The organism is Kribbibacterium absianum, from assembly GCF_030067705.1.
Classification (GTDB): domain Bacteria; phylum Actinomycetota; class Coriobacteriia; order Coriobacteriales; family Atopobiaceae; genus Kribbibacterium; species Kribbibacterium absianum.
The window spans coordinates 246,818-267,610 of record NZ_JASJEX010000003.1 but is presented as its reverse complement, the minus strand read 5'-3'; the positions used below and the strand labels follow the sequence as shown (position 1 = coordinate 267,610).

Below are 20,793 nucleotides of genomic sequence, written 5' to 3'. Positions count from 1 at the left end.
GCCACCCCTTCTTTCACTGCAGCCAGTCCGGGGAGCCCTCGAACACAATTCTCCGCACAGGCCCGCTAGTGCCCTCGCCGTTCTCCACGGTGCAAAGACCAGTGGGGATACCTACAAGCTCGCGCATCTCCCCGTACTTGGACGAACGCGCCGTGGTGAAGCCAATCATTTTGTCGCCGACGAAATAACCGACCCGGGGCTTGGCCTTGCTTCCGGGCTTTGGTTCGACCATGCGAACCTCGACGCGATACTTCCCGTCCTCGATAGACGCCTCGGTGGCCGTGGCGTACACGAACTTGCGGAACATGCCGTGCCGGTTGAGCCACGCCCAAATCTGGTCCGCGCCCTTGGACTCCTCCGGGAGTCGAGACTTCACATTCGGAATGCCTGGCTGGTAGAAGCCCCTGTTCCTCCGGGCTCGCAGCCGAACCTTCACGCCCATGTCCAGCAGCTCATGCAAGAGACGCACGTTCCAGTTGATGCCGGCCACAGGCACGCCCTGGTACACCAGCACGAGGCTGTTATCAAAGGGCTCCCAGCCCCATTGTTCGGCAATCCGCTGAACCTCTGGAGTCGCCCAAACGACGTCCAACCAGAAGGTGTCGCCCTCCGGCACGCGAGCCAGCTGCTCGCCAACGTACACGTAGGTGACGATGCTCTGCTTGCCCTCAATGTCGTAGGCAATCTTGCCCTGCGGCACCTGGATACGCTCAGGTGCCTTCTGCGGGGTCTTGGCTGGCTTGGTGCTTTCGCCGCCAAAGAGCTTTGAGAAGAAGCCCATGGGAACGCTCCAAATCCGAATGTTCAGATGTCTTCAAGCAACGTTCCCACACATAACTCGAAGGTTCAATAATCCGGTTAGACGCAGTGCACCTGCGTGTCCCAGTTTCAGAGGTTCGGCTCCTTTTTCTCAAGCCGGCGATAGCAGCCGCCCGGAACCAGGAACGTGGAAACGGCGTGAAGGAATCCATTGCACTATTGAACGTTTGCGCGCGCAATGTGGGCGAAACTTGCACGGTTTTCCTCCCTGTTTTCCTTCCAGACCCGCCCGCTTGCTCCCCACGAAAAAGGCCTACCTGCGAAATCGCAGGTAGGCCATTCATTTGCTGGTGGCGGGGAAGGGAGTCGAACCCCTGACACGCGGATTTTCAGTCCGCTGCTCTACCAACTGAGCTACCCAGCCAAATGTGGCGCGTCAAAAGCGCCCATTCACTATAGCATCCGCTTCGCGGGGGTCAAGCTGAACGAGCGAGAACTTGGCGCCGCAAACCTCCAGAGGCGCCCCGGGTGGCCACACGACGCGCCCAACAACCGGCTGACCTGCGAGGACGGCAGGGTTGCGCGCCCCCAGATCCTCCACAACCACATCGACGCCCTCAGGTCTCACAGCCACGTGGCGACGCGAGACGCACTGCGACGGAAGCACCACGCCGCAGCCTGGGTCGCGGCCGACCGTGAGCCCCGTTCCCGGCAGCGCGACCACCGCCTCGAGGCCGTTCCAACTCACGCGGACGCCCCACGCGGGCTCAGGGCCGAGCAACGCCCCGAGGTCGCAGGTGGCATCGGCGTCGGGGGCCCGGTGCGACTCTGGCTCGACGACAGCCGGCTCGGCCTCCTCCCACGGGGGCACCATCGCAAGGGCGTCAGGCGCAGCGTCCTCGTATTGGTCGCAGACATCCCCGGGCGCCTCGGGCGGTTCCTCCAAATCGCCGAGGCCGTCTTCCAGCACGGACATCCCGCCCTCGAGCCACGTCGGCGACCATTGCTGCGTCACGTCCGCGTCCTGCTCGGCCTCCGAGAAGCTGAACAGGCACCCGTAGCAGGTGTCCATGTCCTCGAACACAAGCGCCCCGCACTGCGGGCACGCCTTGAACCCGGGCGCCGGCGCGAGCTGTCGCGCGGGCCCTCCCTCGTCCCACGGCACTGCCCGACCCTCGATCACCCGAATCTCGCTCGTCCCCATCTCCGCTCTCCTCTCTCGGCCTCCTTCACGCGGCCGCCCTCTCACGCGGCCGCTCGCTCAAAGAACCAGCGCTCCCCCACCTCCGGCCACAGCCCCCTGTGGGACCTCCGTTCCAGAACCGCCGCGGCCCCTGGATCCCACCTCACGGACCGAGGGGGCACGTCCCGGTCCACCCTCGTGACCTGGCCGCGCTCGTCGAGCCATGCCAGGTCGCAGGGCTCCCGCATGCCCCAGGTGTGCACGCTCGCGCATCGATCCAGCAGCACCCAGCCACGGACCATCGGATCCATCAGCCCCCGCAGGCGCTCCCAGAACCGCTCCAATGACGACACCGGCATCGCCACGCTCTGGCGGCCCCGGCAATACCCCACCAACGACTCCATCGCTCACCCCAATCCCAGACCCACGGACCCCACGTCCACCACAACCTCGCGCGTGTGCTCCAGCGCCACCGGCGCGCCCAAGGGCACACCAGCCACCGAGAACCCCTGGGGGCGCGGCCGATACCGCAGCGTGCACACGAAGCGCACGCGTCCCGGCACAAAGGCGAGCAGCCCGTCCTCCACAGGGTCCAGACGCTCGGCTCTCACCTCCACCTCGGCGTCATCGGCGTCGAGGGCCTGGACGATCGCCTCTCTCGCCTGCTCGCAGGCCGACTGCGCGTCCTGCTCCCCGGCCGGCGCCGCGCCGTGGGCGAGCGCCGCGTCGAGCGACACCCGGTCGAACCGCGCCGAGAGCTCCAAGAAGCGGCCGAGGTTAATCGCGACGAGCGCCACCACCAGCACCACCGGCAGCAGGGCGGCCAGCTCCACGACCGCCTGACCCCTCTCCTCAGCCCACCAGCTCCTCATGAGCCGCCCCAAAGGGTCTTGACCTTGACCTTGAAGGGCACGCTGATCGACGTGCCGGGCACGGTGAGCTCTGCGATGGTCAGCTCCTGCTCGCCCAGGTCGTCCCGCACCGTGCGCCCGAAGGCCGCCAACATCTCGGCCGGCGTGCCGTCCGCGGGCATGGCCTGCAGGTATCGCCGCAGGTCCGCCGCCGTGGACGAGCCGTCCGCCGAGAGGATGTCCTGCGTGTTGCAGAGCACGGGCTTCCGCAGCCGCAGGTCCGCCGGCTCGAAGCCGGCCGCCGCGACCAGGCTCCCCACCTTGTCCTTGAGCCACGTGGCCACTGACGACGCTCCCACGGCGTCGAGACCATCGAGCAGCCTGCCCGCCGCGTCCGAGACGGACCCGTACGCGCCGCCGTAGCCCACGAGCAGCTCGCCCCACAGGCCCACGACCCCTTGCAGCACGCCGGCGACGCCCGCCTCCTCCCCCTGGCTCATCGAGTCGAAGAACCGTGCCAGCACGTTCTCCTGGCCCGTCGCGTCCTCGGCGGCCAGGCACGCCCCGGCGATGGCACAGCCGGCAGGCAGCGACGCTTCCCCCGAGAACGCGGACACCAGCGAGCCGGTCGCCTGGGCCCCGGGCCGCGCGACGAGCGCAACGGCTCCGAGGTAACCGGGCGGCTTGAGGCTCGGCCGTGGCACCGCGAGCGCCTCCAGCGCACGGTCGAAGAGGCTGGCGCCCTGCTCGGCTGCGGCGCGGGAGCGCTCTTCTGCTGCTCGCGCGGCGTTCTCGGCCGGCTCCCACTCACGGGACGCCGCGACGATCTGCGCCCAGTAGTGCTCGAAGCCGTTGTCGATGTTGTACGAGGCCGAGGCCACGGCGCCGAGCGAGGCCAGGTCGAGCCCGCACACCTCGCACCGCCGACAAGTGCCGGACTCCACGTCCGCCACCGACGCCACACCGCTCGAGGCCCCCGTCGCGCCCGGACATCCCGAGAACGCATGGGCAGTGCGACCGCCTTCTTCCTCGGTGCACGGCCATCGGGACTCCGTGTAGAGGGTCGACGCGCGCGTGGTGTCGGCGTTGTGGGCAAGCTCGGGCAGGCTCACGCTCACCCGGTTGCCCGACTCCGTGACACAGCCCTGGTTGAGCGCACGGAGCGCGTAGGCGTAATAGGCAGAGCGCAGGGCCGAGCGCGCCCGCTCCTCGGTGCTCGACGACGTCGGCGCCTCAGAGGCCGCCCGTGCCGTGTAGTACGCGCGGGCCCGCCGAAGCGCCATGCCGAAGCTCCAACCCTCCTTGTGCGGACAGCCCGGGTTCGCCGAGCCGGAGAGCCCCGCCAAACGGCTCGCCCGCGACCGGGCACACGAAGGGTCGTCCACGCAGTCGGCGCGCCAGCCCTTCTCGAGGGCGGCGTCCGCAGCGTCGTGCTCGGCCTTCGCGGCATCGGAGGCGGCCGCCATATCCTCGGCCGCCTGGGACAACGAGTCCACCGAGGCCTGGACGTCGTCGGCGAGCCCATAGCTCGAGGACCCCGTGGCCGGGTACGGAATCGCGAGCCCGTTGTACGAGACGGCCCCGGCGCTGTTGGCCCTCACCACCGACCACGACTGCGCGGCCATGGCGGCGGGAACCGCCTTCTCGAGCCTCTCGAGCCCCTCGGCGGCCGACTGCGCGAACGTGCGCCTGCTCTCGAGCACCGAGCGACCCGCTTCCACCACCCGCAGCCCGGCGGGCCCGAGCCCCGGGACAAGCGCCGTCACCGCACCGGCGCCCACCATCATGAGACCGGTGAGGCCGAGCGAGAGAACGGTCGCGTCGGCCACCTGCGCGACCGTGCGGAACGCCTTCACCGGCGCCATGGCCGAGAGCGCGGCGGAGTCCGCCACGGCCTGCACGTCGCCGGCGCGAGAGCCGACCCACGCCACCTGCACGAGCGCGAACACGAGCGCCAGGCTGGCCAGGAGCGAGACAGCCACCGTCACGGTGGTCGAGCCGCCCTCCTCGTCCAGAAAGAGGTCGATGCCCCACAGACGGGTCGGCCGCGACGGCCGCCACTCACCACGCGCCCTTCCAGTCCCCATAGCTCCCTCCCAACCAGCTTGGGCGCACGGCGCCCTTCACCTCCACGTCGAGCGTCACGAGGCCGTCCGCAGCGTCCGCGAACGCCGCCGCGACCCACCCGAGCAGCGGCCATGGTCGCGCCCGGCCCTTCACCCTGACCCTCGCCTCCGCCGAGCCCTCCGAGCCGTCCACCTCCACCTCCCAGTCGCCCTCATGCCAGAGCGGCGAGTTCGGCACGGCCGCGAGGCGCCGCCTCACGAAGGCGGTGACCTGCTCGTCCGTGACGCCGGCGGCCTTCGTCGCGAGCACGCGCGCCCCTTCTGCCGCCGCGGCGCCCATCACCGCACGGGCGTAGAAGAGGCACGCCGGCTGCACGAGAAGCCCCACCACCACGAGCAGCACCGGCAACAGCGCTGCAAGCTCCACGCTCGCCTGGCCGCACTCCTCTGCCGGGTGGGTTCTCGCCGGATCAGTACAGGAGCACGTCCTGCACCTGTGCCAGCGTCGTGGCCCCGGCGCCGTGCGACGCGGCCGCCTCCGCCAACCGCGCGAACGTTCCTGACGTGCCGGCGCGCCACACGGCACCAAGCGCCACCACCAGGGCGAGCAGCGCGAAGAGCACGACAGCCTGCTCGACCGTCGCCTGCCCTCGGTCCTCTGCCGCACCGCGCCCGCGCCGCCCATGGCCCCTCCCGTTCATGCCGCCTCCGTCAGCGCGTCCGCACCCGCGCGACCGACCGCACCGCCGTCCTGCCAGTCCTTCGGACTCAGCGCGAGCACGTCGGCATGGCTCGTGCCGAGGTCGGTCTCGCTCAGGACGCACACCTGCACTTTGTCGGGGGCCATCGCCACACAGCCCCAGCAGCGACCGAGCAGATCCAGGTAGCCAGCCTGGAGCAACTGCCACGAACCCGTCCGGTACTCCTCCAACACCGTCGCCGCAGCGTCCGGGAGCTCCGAGGGGAACTCCCGCTCGGTGCGCGTGGCACGTCCGTCCGCGAGCGCCCGCGACCACAGGTCGTCCGCGTTCACGGGCGCCCCACCCTGGTCGTCTGCAGCCGCCCCGTCCTCCGGCTCATCGACGGGCTGCCCGTCGCGGGGCTGCGCCTGCTCGTCCGACGCCCGAGGTGCCTGTCCACCGGTGCCCTCCCGAGCGGCCCAGCCCGCCGCCAACACCACGACGAGCAGCGCCGCCGCGCATGCGGCCATCGCTCGCCCCTTCCGCGTCACAGCGAGTTGATGCCGTCGGCGATGGACGTCCACAGCTGCTGGACCCGGTCGCGGAACGCGACCACCGCCACGATGGCTATGAGCACGAGCACCCCCACGAGGATCGCGTACTCCGTCGTGCCCTGGCCTGACTCCTCGTCCGCCACATGCCGCAGCCGCTCGAACACCGACATCTCCGCTCCTTTCCGCCCTTCGCGGGCGTCCTTGTCGCCGTCCCGTTTCATCCCATCGAGAGAGCCCCGGACAGCAAGGGCCCCAGGATTGCGAGCAGCATCGCCGGCACCACGAGCCCGGCGAGGGGCCCGAGCAGCTTCACCGGGACCTTCTCGACGGCCTCCTCTGCCGCCCGGCGCTGCTCCTCGCGCAGCCCGTGCGCCTGACGCTGCAACGTCGCGGCCAACGGCGCGCCGAACTCGAGCGCCTCGGTCACCGCGCCCGCGAACCGCTCCACGGCGGGTGACCCCAGCTCTGCTGCGGCCTGGGCCAGCGCCTCCGAGCGGCTGGCATCGCCCACCTCCCAAGCGGCCCGAGCGCCGGCCAGCCCCTCGGGCAGCGGCCCCTCTTCGCGGTCCACGTAGAGCGACAGCGCCGCATCGAACGAGAGCCCGGCCGAGAGCCCGAGCGTCACGATGTCGAGCATCTCGGGCGCCTGGGCCTCGCACCGCTCACTGCGGGCAGCCTGCCGCGCCCGATCCGCGACCCGACGCAGCGGTTCCAGCGTCAGCGTCAGAGGCGCACGAGCCTGCCGTATCGCCGGACGGCCACACCCGCCTCCAGTCAGCACCAAGACCGCGCAGCCGGCTGCCACAGCCGCGCCGGCCAGCTCCCCGCTCACGGCTCCGACTCCCGGGGCACCGCGCCCCGCATGATCAAGCGCATGAGGGCGAGCGCCGCCAGGTCGAGCAGCGCCGCGATCGCCAGCGACGCCGCGCCTATTGGTGTGGCCACGCCGTCCCGAAAGTCCGGCGACAACAGCGCCAACAGAAGCACGAGCGCCGCCGGGAGCGCCATCACCACCCGGGCCGAGAGCCGCGCCTGCGCCGTCTTGGTCTGGAGCAACCGCACGAGCCCAGCGCGCTCCTCCAAGAGGGACGCTGCCTCCTCGAGCAACCCGCGCAGCGGGGCGCCCGTGCGCTGCGAGACCTCGAGCGCCGTCACAAGGAGACCCGCCGTGCCAGGCGGCAGCGCCCCCGCGAGCACCTCAAGCGCGCGGTCGAGCGAGGATCCGCAGGAAAGCTCGAGCGACGCCGCCTCGAAGGCCGCGCCCACCTCGCCCTCCGCATGACGGCCCACGTACTCCACCGCCTGCGCCAAGGTGCGACCAGTGCCGAGCGCGCCCGCCAGCGACCGGTACGCATCCGGGAGGCTGTCCGTCGCCCGCCGGCGCCGCGCGCGCTCCCACGCGGAGGCCAGCGGCACGAGCAGCGCCGTCGCCCCCACGACCCCGAGCGGGAACGCCACCGGGGACCAGGCGAGAACCGCGCAGCCGATGCCGACGCCGCCCACGCCCCAGGCCACCGCTCCGCACGCCTGCAGCCGCGACAGCTCGTGGCCGTGTTTGACGGCTGCTGCGCCCATCTCGCGCGTCGCCACCGCCCAGGGCCGCCACGCCAGGAGCGGGACCGTACGCTCGCCCGTGCGCTCCAACAACCACAGCACCTCGTTGCGCGGCCGGGCCACGCCACGAAGACCCGACGTCACTGTCAACGCGGCCGCGCCTGCCGCGGCGGCACTCAGCCACAGCTCGTGCGCCATCGCTGCACCTCCCCCTCTGCGGCGATCCGCAACGCCGGCAGGCGTCCGACGAACTCCGGCTCCCTCACAAGGCGCCAGGCATCGTTCGGCTCGTCGTAGTCCACAAGCGGGACCAGGCGCGCACGTCCCCCTTCGTCCCGCTCCACGGCCGAGACGGTCGTGACGCGCCGGGCGCCGTCCGGCAGGCGCTTGCCCATGACCATGAGGTCGAGGGCCGTGGCCACCTGTTCCTCGAGCAACGACGCCGGCAGGTCCATGCCGAGGCGCGCCATCAGCACGAGGCGAGAGACCGCCTCGCGCTCGGTGCCAGCGTGCAGCGTCGTGAGCGACCCGTCGTGCCCCGTGTTCATCGCCTGCAGCATGTCCACCGCCTCGGCCCCGCGCACCTCGCCCACGACGATGCGGTCCGGCCGCATGCGGAGGGCGTTGGTGACGAGCTGGCGGATCGTGACCTCGCCGGTGCCCTCGATCGACGCCGCGCGGGCCTCGAGGCGCACCACGTGCGGGTGCCCCTTGAACGAGAGCTCCGCAGAGTCCTCGATGGTGATCACGCGCTCGCTCGCCGGGATCTCGTGGGACAGCGCGTTGAGCAGGGTCGTCTTGCCCGAGCCCGTGCCGCCCGCCACCGCGATGGCCTGCCGGGCCTTGACCGCCCAGCTCAGCAGCTGCGCGAGCCACACGGGCATCGCGCCCAGCTCCACGAGCCGGTCGAGCGAGCGGATGCGCCCGGTGAACCGGCGGATCGTGACGTAGGGCCCGTCGACGGCCACCGGGTCGATCACCGCGTTCACGCGGTCGCCGCTCGCCAGACGCGCGTTCACGATGGGCGAGGACTCGTCCAGGCGCCGGCCGAGCGGGGCAAGGATCCGATCCACCACCCGAAGGATCTGGTCGCGGTTGTCGAAAACGCGGGCCGTGGGGTGCAGGGCGCCGTCCTTCTCGTAGAAGAGGGAGCCCGTGCCGTTGACCATCACCTCGGTGACGCCAGGGTCGTCCATCAAGGGCTGCAGCGCGCCAAGCCCAAGCACCTGGTCGAGCACTTCGCGCACCAGGGCCCCGCGCTCTGCAGTCGGCACGTTCCGGTACCCGTCGCCGCTGAGCACCGCCTCGCAGGCAGCGCCCAGCTCCTCGGCAGCACGCCCCGTCTCGGCCGAACGGACGAGGCCCGCCACTGCCGGTGCGCCCATGCGCTCGACCACGTCCCGCCGGAGACGCTCCACGAGCGCCGCCCGCTCGCGCGGACGGGCCGCCGGCTCCTCCGGTTCCGCGACCACGCGTTCCAACAGGCCCATCTACACCGCCTCCTTCGCGAACCGGAACAGCCGGCCGCGCCTCACCACCGCCAGGTCGCGCGACTCCCGCGCCTCGGGCGCGTCCGGCAGCCGCCCCAGGTCCGCGAGCACCTTCGCCAACGCCGCGCGACAGGAGCGGGAGAACTCCTCGTCCAGCTCCACGAGCTCCGCCGCATGCCCGGTGGCGAGCAGCTCGCTCACGTCGAAACCGCCCTCGAGCACTCGATGGGTGCGGGCGCCCTCGAACCCCTCGGCGGCGCGGACGAGGAAGCCCTCATCGCGGCCTTTGGGATCGCACCGGTTCATGAGCCGCACGAGCCGCGCCTGCGCCACCCCGAGCCGTCCAGCGAGAGACGCCGCCTTGGCGAGCGACCCCACGGCACCGGCACGCTCGTCCGAGACGAGAAGGAGCCGGTCGCAGCACTGGGCCGCCTGGGCCAGCGAGTCGCTCCACGTGGTCGAGCCGTCCACCACCACGAGGCCGTGGCGTCGCTTGAGGTGCGCGAGAACCTCGCCAACATGGGGCGTCACGGTCTCCGCGAACTCCGGGCGCAGGCAGGGCCCGTACAACGTCACATGGGGCGCCGCGACCTTCCCCGCCGCGTCGAGCGCCACCGGATCCCACCCGTGCGAGAGGGGCGTGAGGTCTGCCGGCCCATCGAGGCCGAAGAAGTCGTAGATGTCGCCAAAGGCCAGGTCGAGGTCCACGAGGGCCACGTCCATGCCCCAGGAGGCCGCCTCGAGCGCCATCATCGCCGCGATCGAGGACTTGCCCACGCCCCCTCGGGCGCTCGCCAACACGAGGCACGGCCCCTCGCCGTCCCGAAGCCGCTGGCCGGGCACGTCGTTTGAGCTCACGGGCTCGACAACTCTGTGACCTTGGGGTTCGTCATCCTTGGGCACCCGCGCAGTCGCGGGCACGAGGCTGAGGGACGCACCCCCGGCGCCGGGAGCCGGCAGGACAGGGTCTCCCTCCCCATGCGGCCGCTCGGGCTCCGGCGCCTCGGGGGCGCCCGCTGCGACCCGCGGCCTCTCGTCGGTCAGACCGGCCTGCGATCCCGCGGCCTGCAGGTACACCACGCGCGTGGCTCCGCCGCGCAACGCCCGGGCCCGCATCGAAGCGTCCGGCCGCTCGGTGGCCACGACCACCTCGGCCGCGTGCCCGTCGGCCGCGACGGCGGCCGCCAGATTGGCGGGGTCGAGCTCCGCCCCGTCCCCCACGGCCACGCAGCAGCTGCCCGCGGGCACTGTCCTCACGAGGGAGCGCAGCCCTTGGGCCTCGTCCACAAAGACGGCCCGACCTTGCGGGTCGAGGTGCCTCACGCACGCCTCCATCGCCGGTCGTTGCTCAACCCCGCAGTGGACGAACCAGTTCCGCGCCATGCCGCGCCTCCCTCTTTCTCGAATTCTCAGGAGCGCCCGGCACTCTTCACCGGGCTTGTCTCGCCTCCGCCAGGCGCGCCGCCCGCGCCCTCGTCGGCAGGGAGCACGTCGCCGGCCGCCGCGCCCGTGTCGAGCGCGTCCACGTCGGCTGCCGGCACCACGAGACGGAGCGAGCCATCGCTCGCTGCCGTGACGGTCGCGCCCACGTTCTCGGCGGGGACTGCGACCGTCAGGCTGTCGCCCGCGGCAGCCAGCACCCGCGCCGACCCGCAGATGAGCCGGCACGCGCCGTCCTGCACCCGATAGGCCGCGAGCACGGTGCCCGCGGCCACGTCCCCGGACACGCCGGTACGCTCGCCCACAGCCACCGTCAGCGCGGCATGGCCCGACGGCACCGAGAGCCCCTCTTGGTGGGATGCCAGAACGGTCTCCGTCACGGCCGCGCCGGCGCTCAACGGGTGCGCGAGCGACTCCCCGAGCGCGTCCTCCACCGAGCCGAGCGCGCCGTCCGGCACGAGCTCCGACGGCCATGTCCGCACCTCGAGCGAGGCCGTGCCGAGCACGGCGCCCGTCTCGAGGGCCTCGGTGGCCACCAGCACAGGGGCGGTCTCGCCCCCGTAGCGCTCCATGGCGGCGGCGCGCTCGCTCTCCGCCTCGGCACGCACCGAGTCGCCGTACGCGATGCCGAGCACCACGGCGAGCGCCCCGAAGGCCGCGGCCAGGAGCAGTCGAAACCGTCGCTTCATGCCGCCTCCCGAGGCCCCGGGGCGGGCGCCCCGTGCGCCTGCCGTGAGACCCATCCTGAAAGGCGAGCGGCCCCTGCCGATCACATCGACAGGGGCCGTCACTCACAAGCTGTCACGGGAAGGGTCAGATTTCCGGCCCCGAAAACTGGCCCCGCAGGTGGCGGGGCTCAAACGAACTTCGCTCGAACAACGGACAGACAGGCCACTGGTTGCCTCGGTTCACAAGAGGGCCACCGGAGCGACGCCCGCCGTTCCTTACAACCGCACGTCCGGATCGAGCGTCTCCGCAGAATCGCGCATCTCGCGGGCGAGCGCCCGGTACGCGTCGAGCGCCTCCGTCGAGAACCGCCCCTCCGCCTGCGCCTCCGCCACTGCGCACCCGGGCTCGTGCTCATGGGTGCAGTCGTTGAAGCGGCACCCCTGAGCAGCCTCGACGATCCTCGGGAACACGCGGGCGAGCCCACGCTCGTGCCCCACCAACGGCAGGCTCCGAAGCCCGGGGCAGTCGATCACGACGCCCCTCCCCGGCAATTTGACCATGCGGCGTGTCACCGTGGTGTGGCGCCCGGCGTCGTCGCGTCCGCGCACGGCGCCCGTCTCAAGGGCGTCGTGGCCGAGCATCGCGTTCAACAGGGTCGACTTCCCCACACCGGACTCGCCGAGCACCATGGCCACCGTGCGCTCCGGCACGAGCGCAGCCACGGCCTCGGGTCCGAAGCCCGCACCGACCTGCTCGGCGGCCCGCGCCTGGTCGCCCGCGTCGTCGCCCTTCCCGAGACCGCCGAGCACCGCCACCGGCACGTCCCCCAGCACGAGCCGCACGGACCCAACGGCTGCCGCCACATCGCGCGGCGCCACGCGGTCCGCCTTCGTGAGCACCACGGCCACGTCGCACCCGCTGTCTCGCGCGATGACGGCCGAGCGGGCGAGCCGGTCCAGCGACAGCCCACGCTCCCCCAACGGCTGGGCCACGAGCACCACGTCCACATTGGCCGCCAAGGTCTGACGGTCCCCGCGGGCGCCGCCGCGCCACCGCGCAATGTCCGACCGCCGCGGCAGCACCGCCTCGATCAGCCCCTTGTCGTGGGCCTCCGGGGCGCGCAGGGCCACCCAGTCGCCCACCGCCGGTTTCTCGCCGGCCTCCTTGGCGAAGGACACCGCATGCTCCGCGCGCACGACGCCGCACTCGAAGAGCACCGCCGGAAAGCCGCGGTCGAGCCGGACCACACAGCCCAGGTGCAGCTCCTCGCCGTTCTCCGGAGCGCCCGCTTGGAACCGCTCGAAGGCCTCTACCTGGGCGTCGTCGGGCACCACGTCTCCCCACGTGGGCATATCGGCCAAGGTGTCGAGGGCCGGCAGCGCGACCTCGCCGACACCCGTGCGAACGCTCGCACGCCCCCGCGTCCTCTTGGTGCTCCGCGCCCGTTTCGCCATGCGCCCAGTGCCCTCCTTGTCGCCTGTGGAAGTTGCTACCCATTCCGCCGGACCCCTTGGGACGCACGCTCTCGACGAGCGGGGCGCCCTGTGCCGACGGCACACCGGCCATGATAGGACGACAAGAAAAGACGCCCCGACCCACATGGGTCAGAGCGCCTTCCGGCAAGCAGTGTCGCGCGGGTGCTTAGGCCTCGAGGTTCTTGCCGGCCTCGTCGAACAGGTGCACGACGTTGCCCTCGAAGGTGAAGGCCACGGTGTCGCCCGGCTTCTTGTCCATGGCGGCAGAGGCCTCGGCGCCGTCGTTGTGCGACACGATGATGGTGTCGGCGCCCTCGTCGTTCACGTGGATGTGGACCTCGGAGCCCATGAGCTCGGTGACCTCGACGTTGCCGTGGAGGGCCGGGGTGTTCTCGTCGGTCACGATGGTCACGTGCTCCGGACGCACGCCGAGCGTGATGGCCTGCGGCTCCACGTTGTTGGCCTTGAGCGCGGCCTGCTTGTCGGCGGACGGCACGACCTCGACGCCCTGGACCTCGACCACGTACTGGTCGCCCTTCTTGTTGAGCTGGGCGTCGTAGAAGTTCATCTGCGGCACGCCGATGAAGCCGGCGACGAAGATGTTGGCGGGGTGGTCGAAGACCTCGACCGGGGTGCCCACCTGCTGGACCTCGCCGTCCTTCATGACGACGATGCGGTCGCCGAGGGTCATGGCCTCGGTCTGGTCGTGGGTCACGTACACGAAGGTGGTGTGGATGCGCTGGCGCAGCTTGATGATCTCGGCGCGCATCTGGTTGCGGAGCTTCGCGTCCAGGTTGGACAGCGGCTCGTCCATCAGCAGCACCTTGGGCTCGCGCACGATGGCACGGCCGATGGCCACGCGCTGGCGCTGGCCGCCGGACAGGGCCTTGGGCTTGCGGTCGAGGTACTCGGTGATGCCGAGGATCTCGGCGGCGTCCTCCACGCGACGGTCGATCTCGGCCTTGTCCATCTTGCGGAGCTTCAGCGGGAACTCGAGGTTCTCGCGGACGGACATGTGCGGATAGAGGGCGTAGTTCTGGAAGACCATCGCGATGTCGCGGTCCTTCGGGGCCACGTCGTTCACGCGCTCGCCGTCGATGAGCAGGTCGCCGCGCGAGATCTCCTCGAGGCCGGCCACCATGCGGAGCGTGGTGGACTTGCCGCAGCCGGAGGGGCCGACGAGGACGATGAACTCGCCGTCCGCGATGTCGAGGTTGAAGTCCTCGACGGCGACGACGCCCTCGTCGGTCACCTTGAGGTTGGAGGGCTTCTTGGCCGCCTGCTTCTTCTTGCCGAAGCGCTTCTTCTCACCGGCGGCGTTGGGGTAGATCTTCTCGATGTGCTTGAGCTGAACCTCAGCCATGGTGCACGTCCTTTCTTGTTCTGGAGGCTCCGGCCCTACTGGCCCAGCTCCGGGTTCACATGCCAAATGTCTCGGTCGTACTCTGCGATGGTCCGGTCGGACGAGAAGTGCCCGGAGCGCGCGATGTTCATCAGCGCCTTGCGCGCCCAGGCGTTCCGATTCTCATAATCGGCCAAGCAGCGCTCCTTGGTGCTGATGTAGTCCTTCACGTCGAGCAACGCCATGAAGTAATCAGCAGCGATGAAGTCCTTGTAGAGGCGGGACAGCGAGGCGGGATCCCCTGTGCTCAGGAGCTCGGGGCTCACGACGAAGTCCACGAGCGGCTCCACCTCCGGGTCGCGCCAGTAGTCCCACGGGTGATAGGATCCGGTGTCGTACAGGTCGATGACGTCCTCCGAGGAGCGCCCGAAGATGTAGGCGTTCTCCTCGCCGGCGCGCTCGACGATCTCCACGTTGGCGCCGTCCATCGTGCCGAGCGTCACGGCGCCGTTGGCCATGAGCTTCATGTTGGAGGTGCCGCTCGCCTCCTTGGAGGCCAGAGAGATCTGCTCGGAGATGTCCGCGGCCGGGATCACGTGCTCGGCGGCCGACACATTGTAGTTCTCGACCGCCACGATCTGCAGGTACGGGGCGACCTCGGGGTCGTTCGCGAAGAGCTCGGACAGCAGGCAGAGCAGGTGGATCGTGTCCTTCGCGAGCGTGTAGGCCGGGGCGGCCTTGGCGCCGAAGATCATCACGAGCGGGCGCGCGGGCTTGACGCCGGCCTTGATCTGACGGTACTTCCAGATGGCGTAGAGCGCGTTCATCTGCTGGCGCTTGTACTGGTGCAGCCGCTTGATCTGGACGTCGAACACAGCGTCAGGGTTCACGTCGACGCCCTGGGTGTCCTTCAGCCACTTCGCGAGCTCCTCCTTGCGGTGGTACTTCACGCCGAGGAAGCGGTTCTGCAGCTCCTCCTCGTCCACGTGCTGCACGAGGTCCTCGAGGGCGTTCGCGTCCGTACGCCAGGCGCAGCCGATCGTGTCGTCGAGCATCTGGGCGAGCGGCTCGTTGCACCCCATGAGCCAGCGGCGGAAGGTGACGCCGTTGGTCTTGTTGGTGAACTTCTCGGGATAGAGGTCGTAGAAGTCCTTCATGGTCGAGGTCTCGAGGATCTCGGTGTGCAGCTCGGCGACGCCGTTGACCTTGGACGCGAAGTGCACGTCCATGTGGGCCATGTGGATGGTGTCGTTGGCGTCCCAGATCGAGAGGCCGGGGTTGTCCGTGCGCTCGCGCGCGAGCTCGTCCAGCTTCTTGATGATGGGCACGATCTGCGGGGCCACGGTCTCCAGATAGGAGACTGGCCACTTCTCCAGCGCCTCCGCGAGGATCGTGTGGTTGGTGTAGTTGCAGGTGCGCTGCACCAGGTCGACCGCCGTCCCAAAATCGATGCCGCGCTCGGTGAGCAGGCGGATCAGCTCCGGGATGACCATCGACGGGTGCGTGTCGTTGATCTGGATCGCGACGTGCTCGGGCAGCTCGGTCAGGGCGTGGCCGGCCGCCTCGAGGTCCGCGAGGATCATCTGCGCGCCGGCGGACACCATGAAGTACTGCTGGCAGACGCGGAGGATGCGCCCGGCGTCGTCGGAGTCGTCCGGATAGAGGAAGCTCGTCAGGTTGCCGGCGAGGTCCTGCTTGTCGAAGTCGATGCCCTCCGCGGGAGGCTCGGCGGGGTTCTCGACGTCGAAGAGGTGCAGCTGGTTGCAGACGCCGTTCTGGTAACCGGGGATCTGCACGTCGTAGACCTTGGCGAGCAGGTGCTGGCCGCGCAGCTGCACCCAGAACGCGCGGCCGGTGTCCACGAGCCAGGACTGCGGGGCGATCCAGGGGTCGGCGTGCTCCTCCTGGATGCCGTGGGACAGGTCCTGGCGGAACAGCCCGTAGTGGTAGTTCAGGCCCACGCCGTCGCCGGGCAGCCCGAGCGACGCGATGGAGTCGAGGAAGCACGCGGCCAGACGGCCGAGGCCGCCGTTGCCGAGGGACGGCTCGGGCTCGGCCTCCTCCACCTCGGCGAGCGTCGTGCCATAGCCGGCGAGCAGCGCCTCGGCCTCGTCCAGAAGGCCGAGGTTGATGAGGTTGGCCCGCAGCAGACGGCCCATCAGGAACTCGGCGGAGAAGTAGTAGAGCTTGCGCTCCCCCTTCGCCGGCTCCAGGTCGCCCTGCAGCTCGCGCACGGCGACCATCAAGGCCTCTATCAGCTGCTGGGCGGTGGGCTCGCCCTCCACGTTCGCCAGCTCGCGCTCGACGATGACGTTCAGATCCTTCAACTAGGCCACCTTCCCGTGGGCGTCGAGGTCGTCCTCGACTGCGCGCTCGCCATCGGCGTCCTCGTCGACGGCGAGAGGGGCGCGCTCGTACAGATCCATGCAACGGGCGACCTTCGCCGCCAGTTCGTCGTCCAACTGGCCCGGCAACAGGCGCCAGGTCCAGTTGCCGCCGAGGGTCGACGGCACGTTCATGCGGCCCTCGGAGCCGAGTCCGAGCAGGTCCTGGGCCTGCACCACCGCAAGGTCCGCGGGGCTCGCCCAGATGCCGCGCATCATGCCCCAGTGGTAGCCCTCGTCCTCGTTGAGGCCGAGGTATGCCTTGGCGTACGCGGCGTCCTCGAGCTCGGCCTCCTCGAACCAGCCGAGGGCCGTGGGGTTGTCGTGGGTCCCCACGTACGCGACGGAGTGGCTCGGGATGTTGTGGGGCTGGTAGCCGCGGCCGCCGCCGTCACGGCTGTCGAAGGCGAACTCGAGCACCTTCATGCCGGGGTAGCCGGAGTCGGCCAGCAGCTGCTTCACGGTGTCCGTGAGGAAGCCGAGGTCCTCGGCGATGATGCGCTGGTCGCCGAGCTGCTCGCGGATGGCGTGGAAGAGCCTCATGCCGGGCCCCTGGCGCCACTCGCCGTCGCAGGCGTCGTCGTCGCCAAAGGGCACCGCGTAGTAGGTGTCGAAGCCGCGGAAGTGATCGATGCGCAGCACGTCGAACAGGCGGAACATGTGCGCCGTGCGGCCGACGAACCACTCGTAGCCGTTCTCCTCCATGGCGTCCCAGTCGAAGAGCGGGTTGCCCCACAGCTGACCCGTCGCGGAGAAGCCGTCCGGCGGGCAGCCGGCCACGTCGGTGGGGGTCAGCGTCTCGTCCAGCTGGAACTCCTGCGGGTGCGCCCAGACGTCCGCGGAGTCGCGGGCGACATAGATGGGCATGTCGCCGATGATCTCGATGCCCCGGGAGTGGGCGTAGTCGCGCAGGTCGTTCCACTGGCTGTAGAAGAGGAACTGCACGCCCTTCCAGAACCCCACCTGGCAGGCGAGCTCCTCGGAGGCCGCCTCCAGCGCGTCCGGGTCACGCCGCTGGAACTCGCAGGGCCACTCCCACCACGGGCGCCCCTCGTGCCGATCCTTGAGCGCCATGAAGAGGGCGTAGTCGTCGAGCCATGAGGCCTCGGCCTCGCACCAGAGCGCGAAGTCGTCGGCCTGCTCGGAGAGCAGCAGGCGGTTCACGGCCTGGGCGAGCACGCCCGTGCGCTCGCGATAGAGGCGGCCGTAATCCACGCGCCCCGGCTCAGCGCCCCACGCAATGCCCTGGTAGTCCTCGGCGTCGAGCAGTCCCTCGGCCGCAAGGTCGTCGAGGTCGATCAGGTAGGGATTGCCCGCGTAGGACGAGAAGGACTGGTAGGGCGAGTCCCCGTAGCTCGTCGGCCCCACCGGCAGCATCTGCCAGTACGCCTGGTCCGCCGCGGCGAGGAAGTCCACGAACTCACGGGCCGCCGCCCCCATCGTGCCAACGCCATAGGACGACGGCAGAGACGTGACAGGCAGCAGGACACCTGCGGCACGTTTGGTCATCAGCTCGCCATCCCTTCGTAGAGTGTGTGATAGATGTCGTGCGGGGGCGGGCACAGGCTCTCCCCGCGGTGCAGTGTGTGGCCCACGCGCTCGTGCACGGGCTCCTTGGCAGGGTCCTCGAGGCGCTCGAGCAGCGCCGCGACGCCCTTCTCGGCGATGCCCTCCACGTCCTGGCGCACCGTCATCAGGCGGGGCACCGTGAACTTGGAGGCCTCGATGCCGTCGAAGCCGACCACCGAGATGCTCTCGGGGACCGGGCGCCCGACGTCGCGAAGGGCGCGCATCGCGCCGATCGCCATCACGTCGCCGAGCGCGAAGATCGCGGTGAGGTCGGGGCGCCGGCGGAGCAGGCACATCGTCGCGTCGTAGCCGTCCCGCATCGAGAAGCGGCAGGGCTCGTAGTCCCGCTCGACCTCGAACGGCACGCCGTGCCGCTCCAGCGCGTCCATGGCCCCTTGCAAGCGCAGGGTGCCGATCTGCTCGGGACGCCGGTTGCCGCCGATGATGCCGATCCGACGGTGGCCGAACCTCACCAGCTCGTCCACGGCCTCGGCCGCGGCCTTCGCGTCATCGGTGGTGAAGCTCGAGAGGTTGTCGCGGCCGATGGACTCCGCGGTGTTCGTCAGGAGCAGGCACGGGATCGTGATGGCCTCGAAGCCCGCCCGGAAGTTCGCCGGGTCGCCACCCAGGAACAGGATCCCCTTGAAGTGCAGGCTGCTCTGGTAGCGCACGGCCTCCGCCACCTCGTCGGCGTCCTCGTCCAGGTACACGAGCTGGGACTCCTCCTCGACCTGCCCGAGGCTGGCCTGCACGTGCTCCACCAGCTCGGCGAAGAGCTGGTTGTGGGCGCCCTTGACGAGCACGCCGATCGAGGTGCGGGTGGACTGCTTCAGGTGCTGGGCGTTCGGGTTGGGCTGGTAGCCCTGCTCGCGCATCACCTGCTGGATCCGGGCCTTCGCCTTCTCGGAGACGTTGGGCTTGTCGTTGATGGCTCGTGACACGGTGCCAACGCTGTACCCAGAGAGGCGCGCGATGTCTCGGATGTCCATCAACGACCTCCCATCAGCCCTTGACGGCGCCGGCGGCGACGCCCTTGATGATGTGCTTCTGGCAGCACAGGTAGAAGATGACGACCGGGATGACGGCCATGATGAGCGCCGCCATGACCGCGCCCATGTCGACGCGCCCGTAGGAACCCTTCATGTACTGGATCACGATGGAGATCGTCTTGTACTGGTTCGTGTCGAGCGTGAGGTACGGGAGCAGGAAGTCGTTCCAGACCCACATGATCTCGAGGATGCCCGTGGAGATCATCGTCGGCTTCATGATCGGGAGCACGACGGAGAAGAAGGTGCGCAGGGGGCTGCAGCCGTCGATCATGGCCGCCTCCTCGATCTCCACCGGGATGGACTTCACGAAGCCGCAGAACATGAACGTCGCGAGGCCCGCGCCGAAGCCCAGGTAGATGATCATGATGCCCCACGGGGTGTTGAGGCCGAGACGGTCGGCGGTCATGGAAAGGGTGAACATGACCATCTGGAACGGCACGACCATCGAGAACACGCAGAGCAGGTACAGGAGCTTGGTGACCTTGTTGTTCACGCGGGTGAGGTACCAGGCGAGCATCGAGGTGCAGAGCAGGATGAGGGCGACGGAGCCCACGGTGATGAAGACGGTCCAGCCCACGGCCTCGATGAAGCCGTACTTGTCCACCGCGTTGGAGTAGTTCTCCAGCCCGACGAAAGTCTGCGCGTTGGGCAGCGCGAACGGCTCGGCGTTGATGAAGGTCTTCTTCTTGAACGAGTCGTAGAGGACGATGATGATCGGCGCGATCCACGCGAGGGCGAGGACCGTGAAGCCCGCGGTGCCAAGCCAGCTGCGGGTGCTCTTCGCCTTAGCAGAATTCGAGGCCATTTACGCCTGCACCTCCTTCGAGCGGGTGGCGCGCAGCTGGATGAGGCCGATGGCGACGACCAAGAGGAAGAAGATCACAGCCTTGGCCTGGCCGACGCCCTCCCAGCCGGTGCGGCCGTAGAACGTGTTGTAGATGTTGAGGGCGAGAAGCTCGGACATCTTGGCCGGCTCGCCCGCAGTGAGCGAGAGGTTCTGGTCGAAGAGCTTGAAGCCGTTGGTGAGCGACAGGAACATGCAGATGGTGATCGAGGGCATCATCATCGGGATGGTGACGCTGAAAAGACGGCGCCAGGAGCCGGCACCGTCGATCTCGGCCGCCTCGAGCACGTCGCCGGGGATGGACTGCAGGCCGGCGATGTAGATGATCATCATGTAGCCGATCTGCTGCCAGGCGACGAGGATGATGAGGCCGGCGAAGCCATACCACTCGTTGAGGTTGATGCTCGTGCTGTACTGGGCGAGCACGCCGTTGAAGATGAGCTGCCAGATGTAGCCGAGCACGATGCCGCCGATGAGGTTGGGCATGAAGAAGACGGTGCGGAAGATGTTGGTGCCGCGCAGCTTCTTGGTGAGGGCCAGCGCAAAGGCGAAGGCCACCACGTTGATGACGACGAGGGACGCGACCGCGAACAGCGCCGTGTACCAGAAGGCGTGCTGGAACACGGTGTCCGAGAACGCCTTGACGTAGTTGTCGATGCCGGTGAAGGTGGCGTCGGCCACGGTGGTGAAGTCGCAGAACGACAGACCCAGGCCCATGATGAACGGGGCGATGAAGCCGATGCAGAACGCCGCGAACGTCGGGAGCACGAAGACGGGCCACCAGCGCTTGATTGCCTTTTCCACGGAATCGACCTCCTTTCAGATTCCGAGAAGAAACGGGCTCGAGGCATGAAGAGGCCGGCAGGCGGGAGACAGGAACCGCC

General features: G+C 69.6%; 21 protein-coding genes and 1 tRNA gene. All 22 read right to left on the bottom strand.

The annotated features are described in order from the left end of the window. Nucleotides 1–13: 13 nt before the first annotated feature. Complete coding sequence (locus QJ043_RS06950; RefSeq protein WP_283712932.1) at nt 14–781, bottom strand: hypothetical protein; 768 nt, start codon at nt 779–781, stop codon at nt 14–16. A 326-nt stretch (nt 782–1,107) separates the two neighbouring features. Beyond that, nucleotides 1,108–1,183, bottom strand: a tRNA-Phe gene (locus QJ043_RS06945). A 12-nt stretch (nt 1,184–1,195) separates the two neighbouring features. Further along, nucleotides 1,196–1,963, bottom strand: coding sequence for an FHA domain-containing protein (locus QJ043_RS06940; protein ID WP_283712931.1), 768 nt, complete (start codon nt 1,961–1,963; stop codon nt 1,196–1,198). Between the two features lie 41 nt (nt 1,964–2,004). After that, nucleotides 2,005–2,307 carry a DUF192 domain-containing protein gene (locus QJ043_RS06935; RefSeq protein WP_347177804.1) on the bottom strand — a complete coding sequence of 101 codons (303 nt, stop codon included), beginning with the start codon at nt 2,305–2,307 and terminating at the stop codon, nt 2,005–2,007. Nucleotides 2,308–2,349: 42 nt separating this feature from the next. Continuing rightward, entirely contained in the window at nt 2,350–2,814 is a 465-nt protein-coding gene (locus tag QJ043_RS06930; RefSeq protein ID WP_283712929.1) for a hypothetical protein, read from the bottom strand. Then, nucleotides 2,811–4,880: a hypothetical protein gene (locus QJ043_RS06925; RefSeq protein WP_283712928.1), complete on the bottom strand. Its 2,070-nt coding sequence runs from the start codon at nt 4,878–4,880 to the stop codon at nt 2,811–2,813. Before QJ043_RS06925 ends, QJ043_RS06930 begins: the two co-directional genes overlap by 4 nt. Further along, a complete protein-coding gene (locus QJ043_RS06920; protein ID WP_283712926.1) occupies nt 4,855–5,286 on the bottom strand; it encodes a pilus assembly protein in 432 nt (143 codons plus the stop codon). The genes QJ043_RS06925 and QJ043_RS06920 overlap by 26 nt, the downstream gene beginning before the upstream one ends. Nucleotides 5,287–5,329: 43 nt before the next feature. Beyond that, nucleotides 5,330–5,560 (bottom strand): hypothetical protein, encoded by a 231-nt coding sequence (locus QJ043_RS06915; RefSeq protein WP_283712925.1) that lies wholly within the window; start codon nt 5,558–5,560, stop codon nt 5,330–5,332. Then, the gene (locus QJ043_RS06910; protein WP_283712924.1) at nt 5,557–6,069 is read right to left on the bottom strand and encodes a hypothetical protein; all 513 of its coding nucleotides are present in this window, start codon (nt 6,067–6,069) and stop codon (nt 5,557–5,559) included. Before QJ043_RS06910 ends, QJ043_RS06915 begins: the two co-directional genes overlap by 4 nt. Before the next feature lie 17 nt (nt 6,070–6,086). Beyond that, nucleotides 6,087–6,263: a Flp family type IVb pilin gene (locus QJ043_RS06905; RefSeq protein ID WP_283712923.1), complete on the bottom strand. Its 177-nt coding sequence runs from the start codon at nt 6,261–6,263 to the stop codon at nt 6,087–6,089. A 47-nt stretch (nt 6,264–6,310) separates the two neighbouring features. After that, the gene (locus QJ043_RS06900; RefSeq protein ID WP_283722777.1) at nt 6,311–6,925 is read right to left on the bottom strand and encodes a type II secretion system F family protein; all 615 of its coding nucleotides are present in this window, start codon (nt 6,923–6,925) and stop codon (nt 6,311–6,313) included. Next, nucleotides 6,922–7,845 (bottom strand): type II secretion system F family protein, encoded by a 924-nt coding sequence (locus QJ043_RS06895; RefSeq protein WP_283712921.1) that lies wholly within the window; start codon nt 7,843–7,845, stop codon nt 6,922–6,924. The genes QJ043_RS06900 and QJ043_RS06895 overlap by 4 nt, the downstream gene beginning before the upstream one ends. Beyond that, nucleotides 7,824–9,137, bottom strand: coding sequence for a TadA family conjugal transfer-associated ATPase (locus tag QJ043_RS06890; protein WP_283712920.1), 1,314 nt, complete (start codon nt 9,135–9,137; stop codon nt 7,824–7,826). The genes QJ043_RS06895 and QJ043_RS06890 overlap by 22 nt, the downstream gene beginning before the upstream one ends. Further along, a complete protein-coding gene (locus QJ043_RS06885; protein ID WP_283712919.1) occupies nt 9,138–10,520 on the bottom strand; it encodes a CpaE/TadZ family protein in 1,383 nt (460 codons plus the stop codon). A 26-nt stretch (nt 10,521–10,546) separates the two neighbouring features. Then, entirely contained in the window at nt 10,547–11,266 is a 720-nt protein-coding gene (locus tag QJ043_RS06880; RefSeq protein WP_283712918.1) for an SAF domain-containing protein, read from the bottom strand. Between the two features lie 255 nt (nt 11,267–11,521). Beyond that, nucleotides 11,522–12,700 (bottom strand): ribosome small subunit-dependent GTPase A, encoded by a 1,179-nt coding sequence (gene rsgA / locus QJ043_RS06875; RefSeq protein WP_283712917.1) that lies wholly within the window; start codon nt 12,698–12,700, stop codon nt 11,522–11,524. A gap of 187 nt (nt 12,701–12,887) precedes the next feature. Beyond that, nucleotides 12,888–14,084, bottom strand: coding sequence for an ABC transporter ATP-binding protein (locus QJ043_RS06870; protein ID WP_283712916.1), 1,197 nt, complete (start codon nt 14,082–14,084; stop codon nt 12,888–12,890). Nucleotides 14,085–14,119: 35 nt separating this feature from the next. Beyond that, entirely contained in the window at nt 14,120–16,390 is a 2,271-nt protein-coding gene (locus QJ043_RS06865) for a glycogen/starch/alpha-glucan phosphorylase (RefSeq protein WP_283712915.1), read from the bottom strand. Further along, nucleotides 16,391–17,956 carry a 4-alpha-glucanotransferase gene (gene malQ, locus QJ043_RS06860; RefSeq protein ID WP_283712914.1) on the bottom strand — a complete coding sequence of 522 codons (1,566 nt, stop codon included), beginning with the start codon at nt 17,954–17,956 and terminating at the stop codon, nt 16,391–16,393. Continuing rightward, complete coding sequence (locus QJ043_RS06855) at nt 17,956–19,005, bottom strand: LacI family DNA-binding transcriptional regulator (protein ID WP_283712913.1); 1,050 nt, start codon at nt 19,003–19,005, stop codon at nt 17,956–17,958. Before QJ043_RS06855 ends, malQ begins: the two co-directional genes overlap by 1 nt. 13 nt (nt 19,006–19,018) lie before the next feature. After that, entirely contained in the window at nt 19,019–19,870 is an 852-nt protein-coding gene (locus QJ043_RS06850; protein WP_283712912.1) for a carbohydrate ABC transporter permease, read from the bottom strand. Then, the gene (locus QJ043_RS06845) at nt 19,871–20,713 is read right to left on the bottom strand and encodes a carbohydrate ABC transporter permease (RefSeq protein ID WP_283712911.1); all 843 of its coding nucleotides are present in this window, start codon (nt 20,711–20,713) and stop codon (nt 19,871–19,873) included. Between the last annotated feature and the right edge of the window lie 80 nt (nt 20,714–20,793).

Coding starts and splice junctions, on each gene's coding strand:
- QJ043_RS06870 (WP_283712916.1), bottom strand. CDS start 14,084: ATGGCTGAGGTTCAGCTCAAGCACATCGAGAAGATCTACCCCAACGCC.
- QJ043_RS06895 (WP_283712921.1), bottom strand. CDS start 7,845: ATGGCGCACGAGCTGTGGCTGAGTGCCGCCGCGGCAGGCGCGGCCGCG.
- QJ043_RS06890 (WP_283712920.1), bottom strand. CDS start 9,137: ATGGGCCTGTTGGAACGCGTGGTCGCGGAACCGGAGGAGCCGGCGGCC.
- QJ043_RS06925 (WP_283712928.1), bottom strand. CDS start 4,880: ATGGGGACTGGAAGGGCGCGTGGTGAGTGGCGGCCGTCGCGGCCGACC.
- QJ043_RS06910 (WP_283712924.1), bottom strand. CDS start 6,069: ATGGCCGCATGCGCGGCGGCGCTGCTCGTCGTGGTGTTGGCGGCGGGC.
- rsgA (WP_283712917.1), bottom strand. CDS start 12,700: ATGGCGAAACGGGCGCGGAGCACCAAGAGGACGCGGGGGCGTGCGAGC.
- QJ043_RS06930 (WP_283712929.1), bottom strand. CDS start 2,814: ATGAGGAGCTGGTGGGCTGAGGAGAGGGGTCAGGCGGTCGTGGAGCTG.
- QJ043_RS06880 (WP_283712918.1), bottom strand. CDS start 11,266: ATGAAGCGACGGTTTCGACTGCTCCTGGCCGCGGCCTTCGGGGCGCTC.
- QJ043_RS06915 (WP_283712925.1), bottom strand. CDS start 5,560: ATGAACGGGAGGGGCCATGGGCGGCGCGGGCGCGGTGCGGCAGAGGAC.
- QJ043_RS06905 (WP_283712923.1), bottom strand. CDS start 6,263: ATGTCGGTGTTCGAGCGGCTGCGGCATGTGGCGGACGAGGAGTCAGGC.
- QJ043_RS06850 (WP_283712912.1), bottom strand. CDS start 19,870: ATGGCCTCGAATTCTGCTAAGGCGAAGAGCACCCGCAGCTGGCTTGGC.
- QJ043_RS06950 (WP_283712932.1), bottom strand. CDS start 781: ATGGGCTTCTTCTCAAAGCTCTTTGGCGGCGAAAGCACCAAGCCAGCC.
- QJ043_RS06855 (WP_283712913.1), bottom strand. CDS start 19,005: ATGGACATCCGAGACATCGCGCGCCTCTCTGGGTACAGCGTTGGCACC.
- malQ (WP_283712914.1), bottom strand. CDS start 17,956: ATGACCAAACGTGCCGCAGGTGTCCTGCTGCCTGTCACGTCTCTGCCG.
- QJ043_RS06885 (WP_283712919.1), bottom strand. CDS start 10,520: ATGGCGCGGAACTGGTTCGTCCACTGCGGGGTTGAGCAACGACCGGCG.
- QJ043_RS06940 (WP_283712931.1), bottom strand. CDS start 1,963: ATGGGGACGAGCGAGATTCGGGTGATCGAGGGTCGGGCAGTGCCGTGG.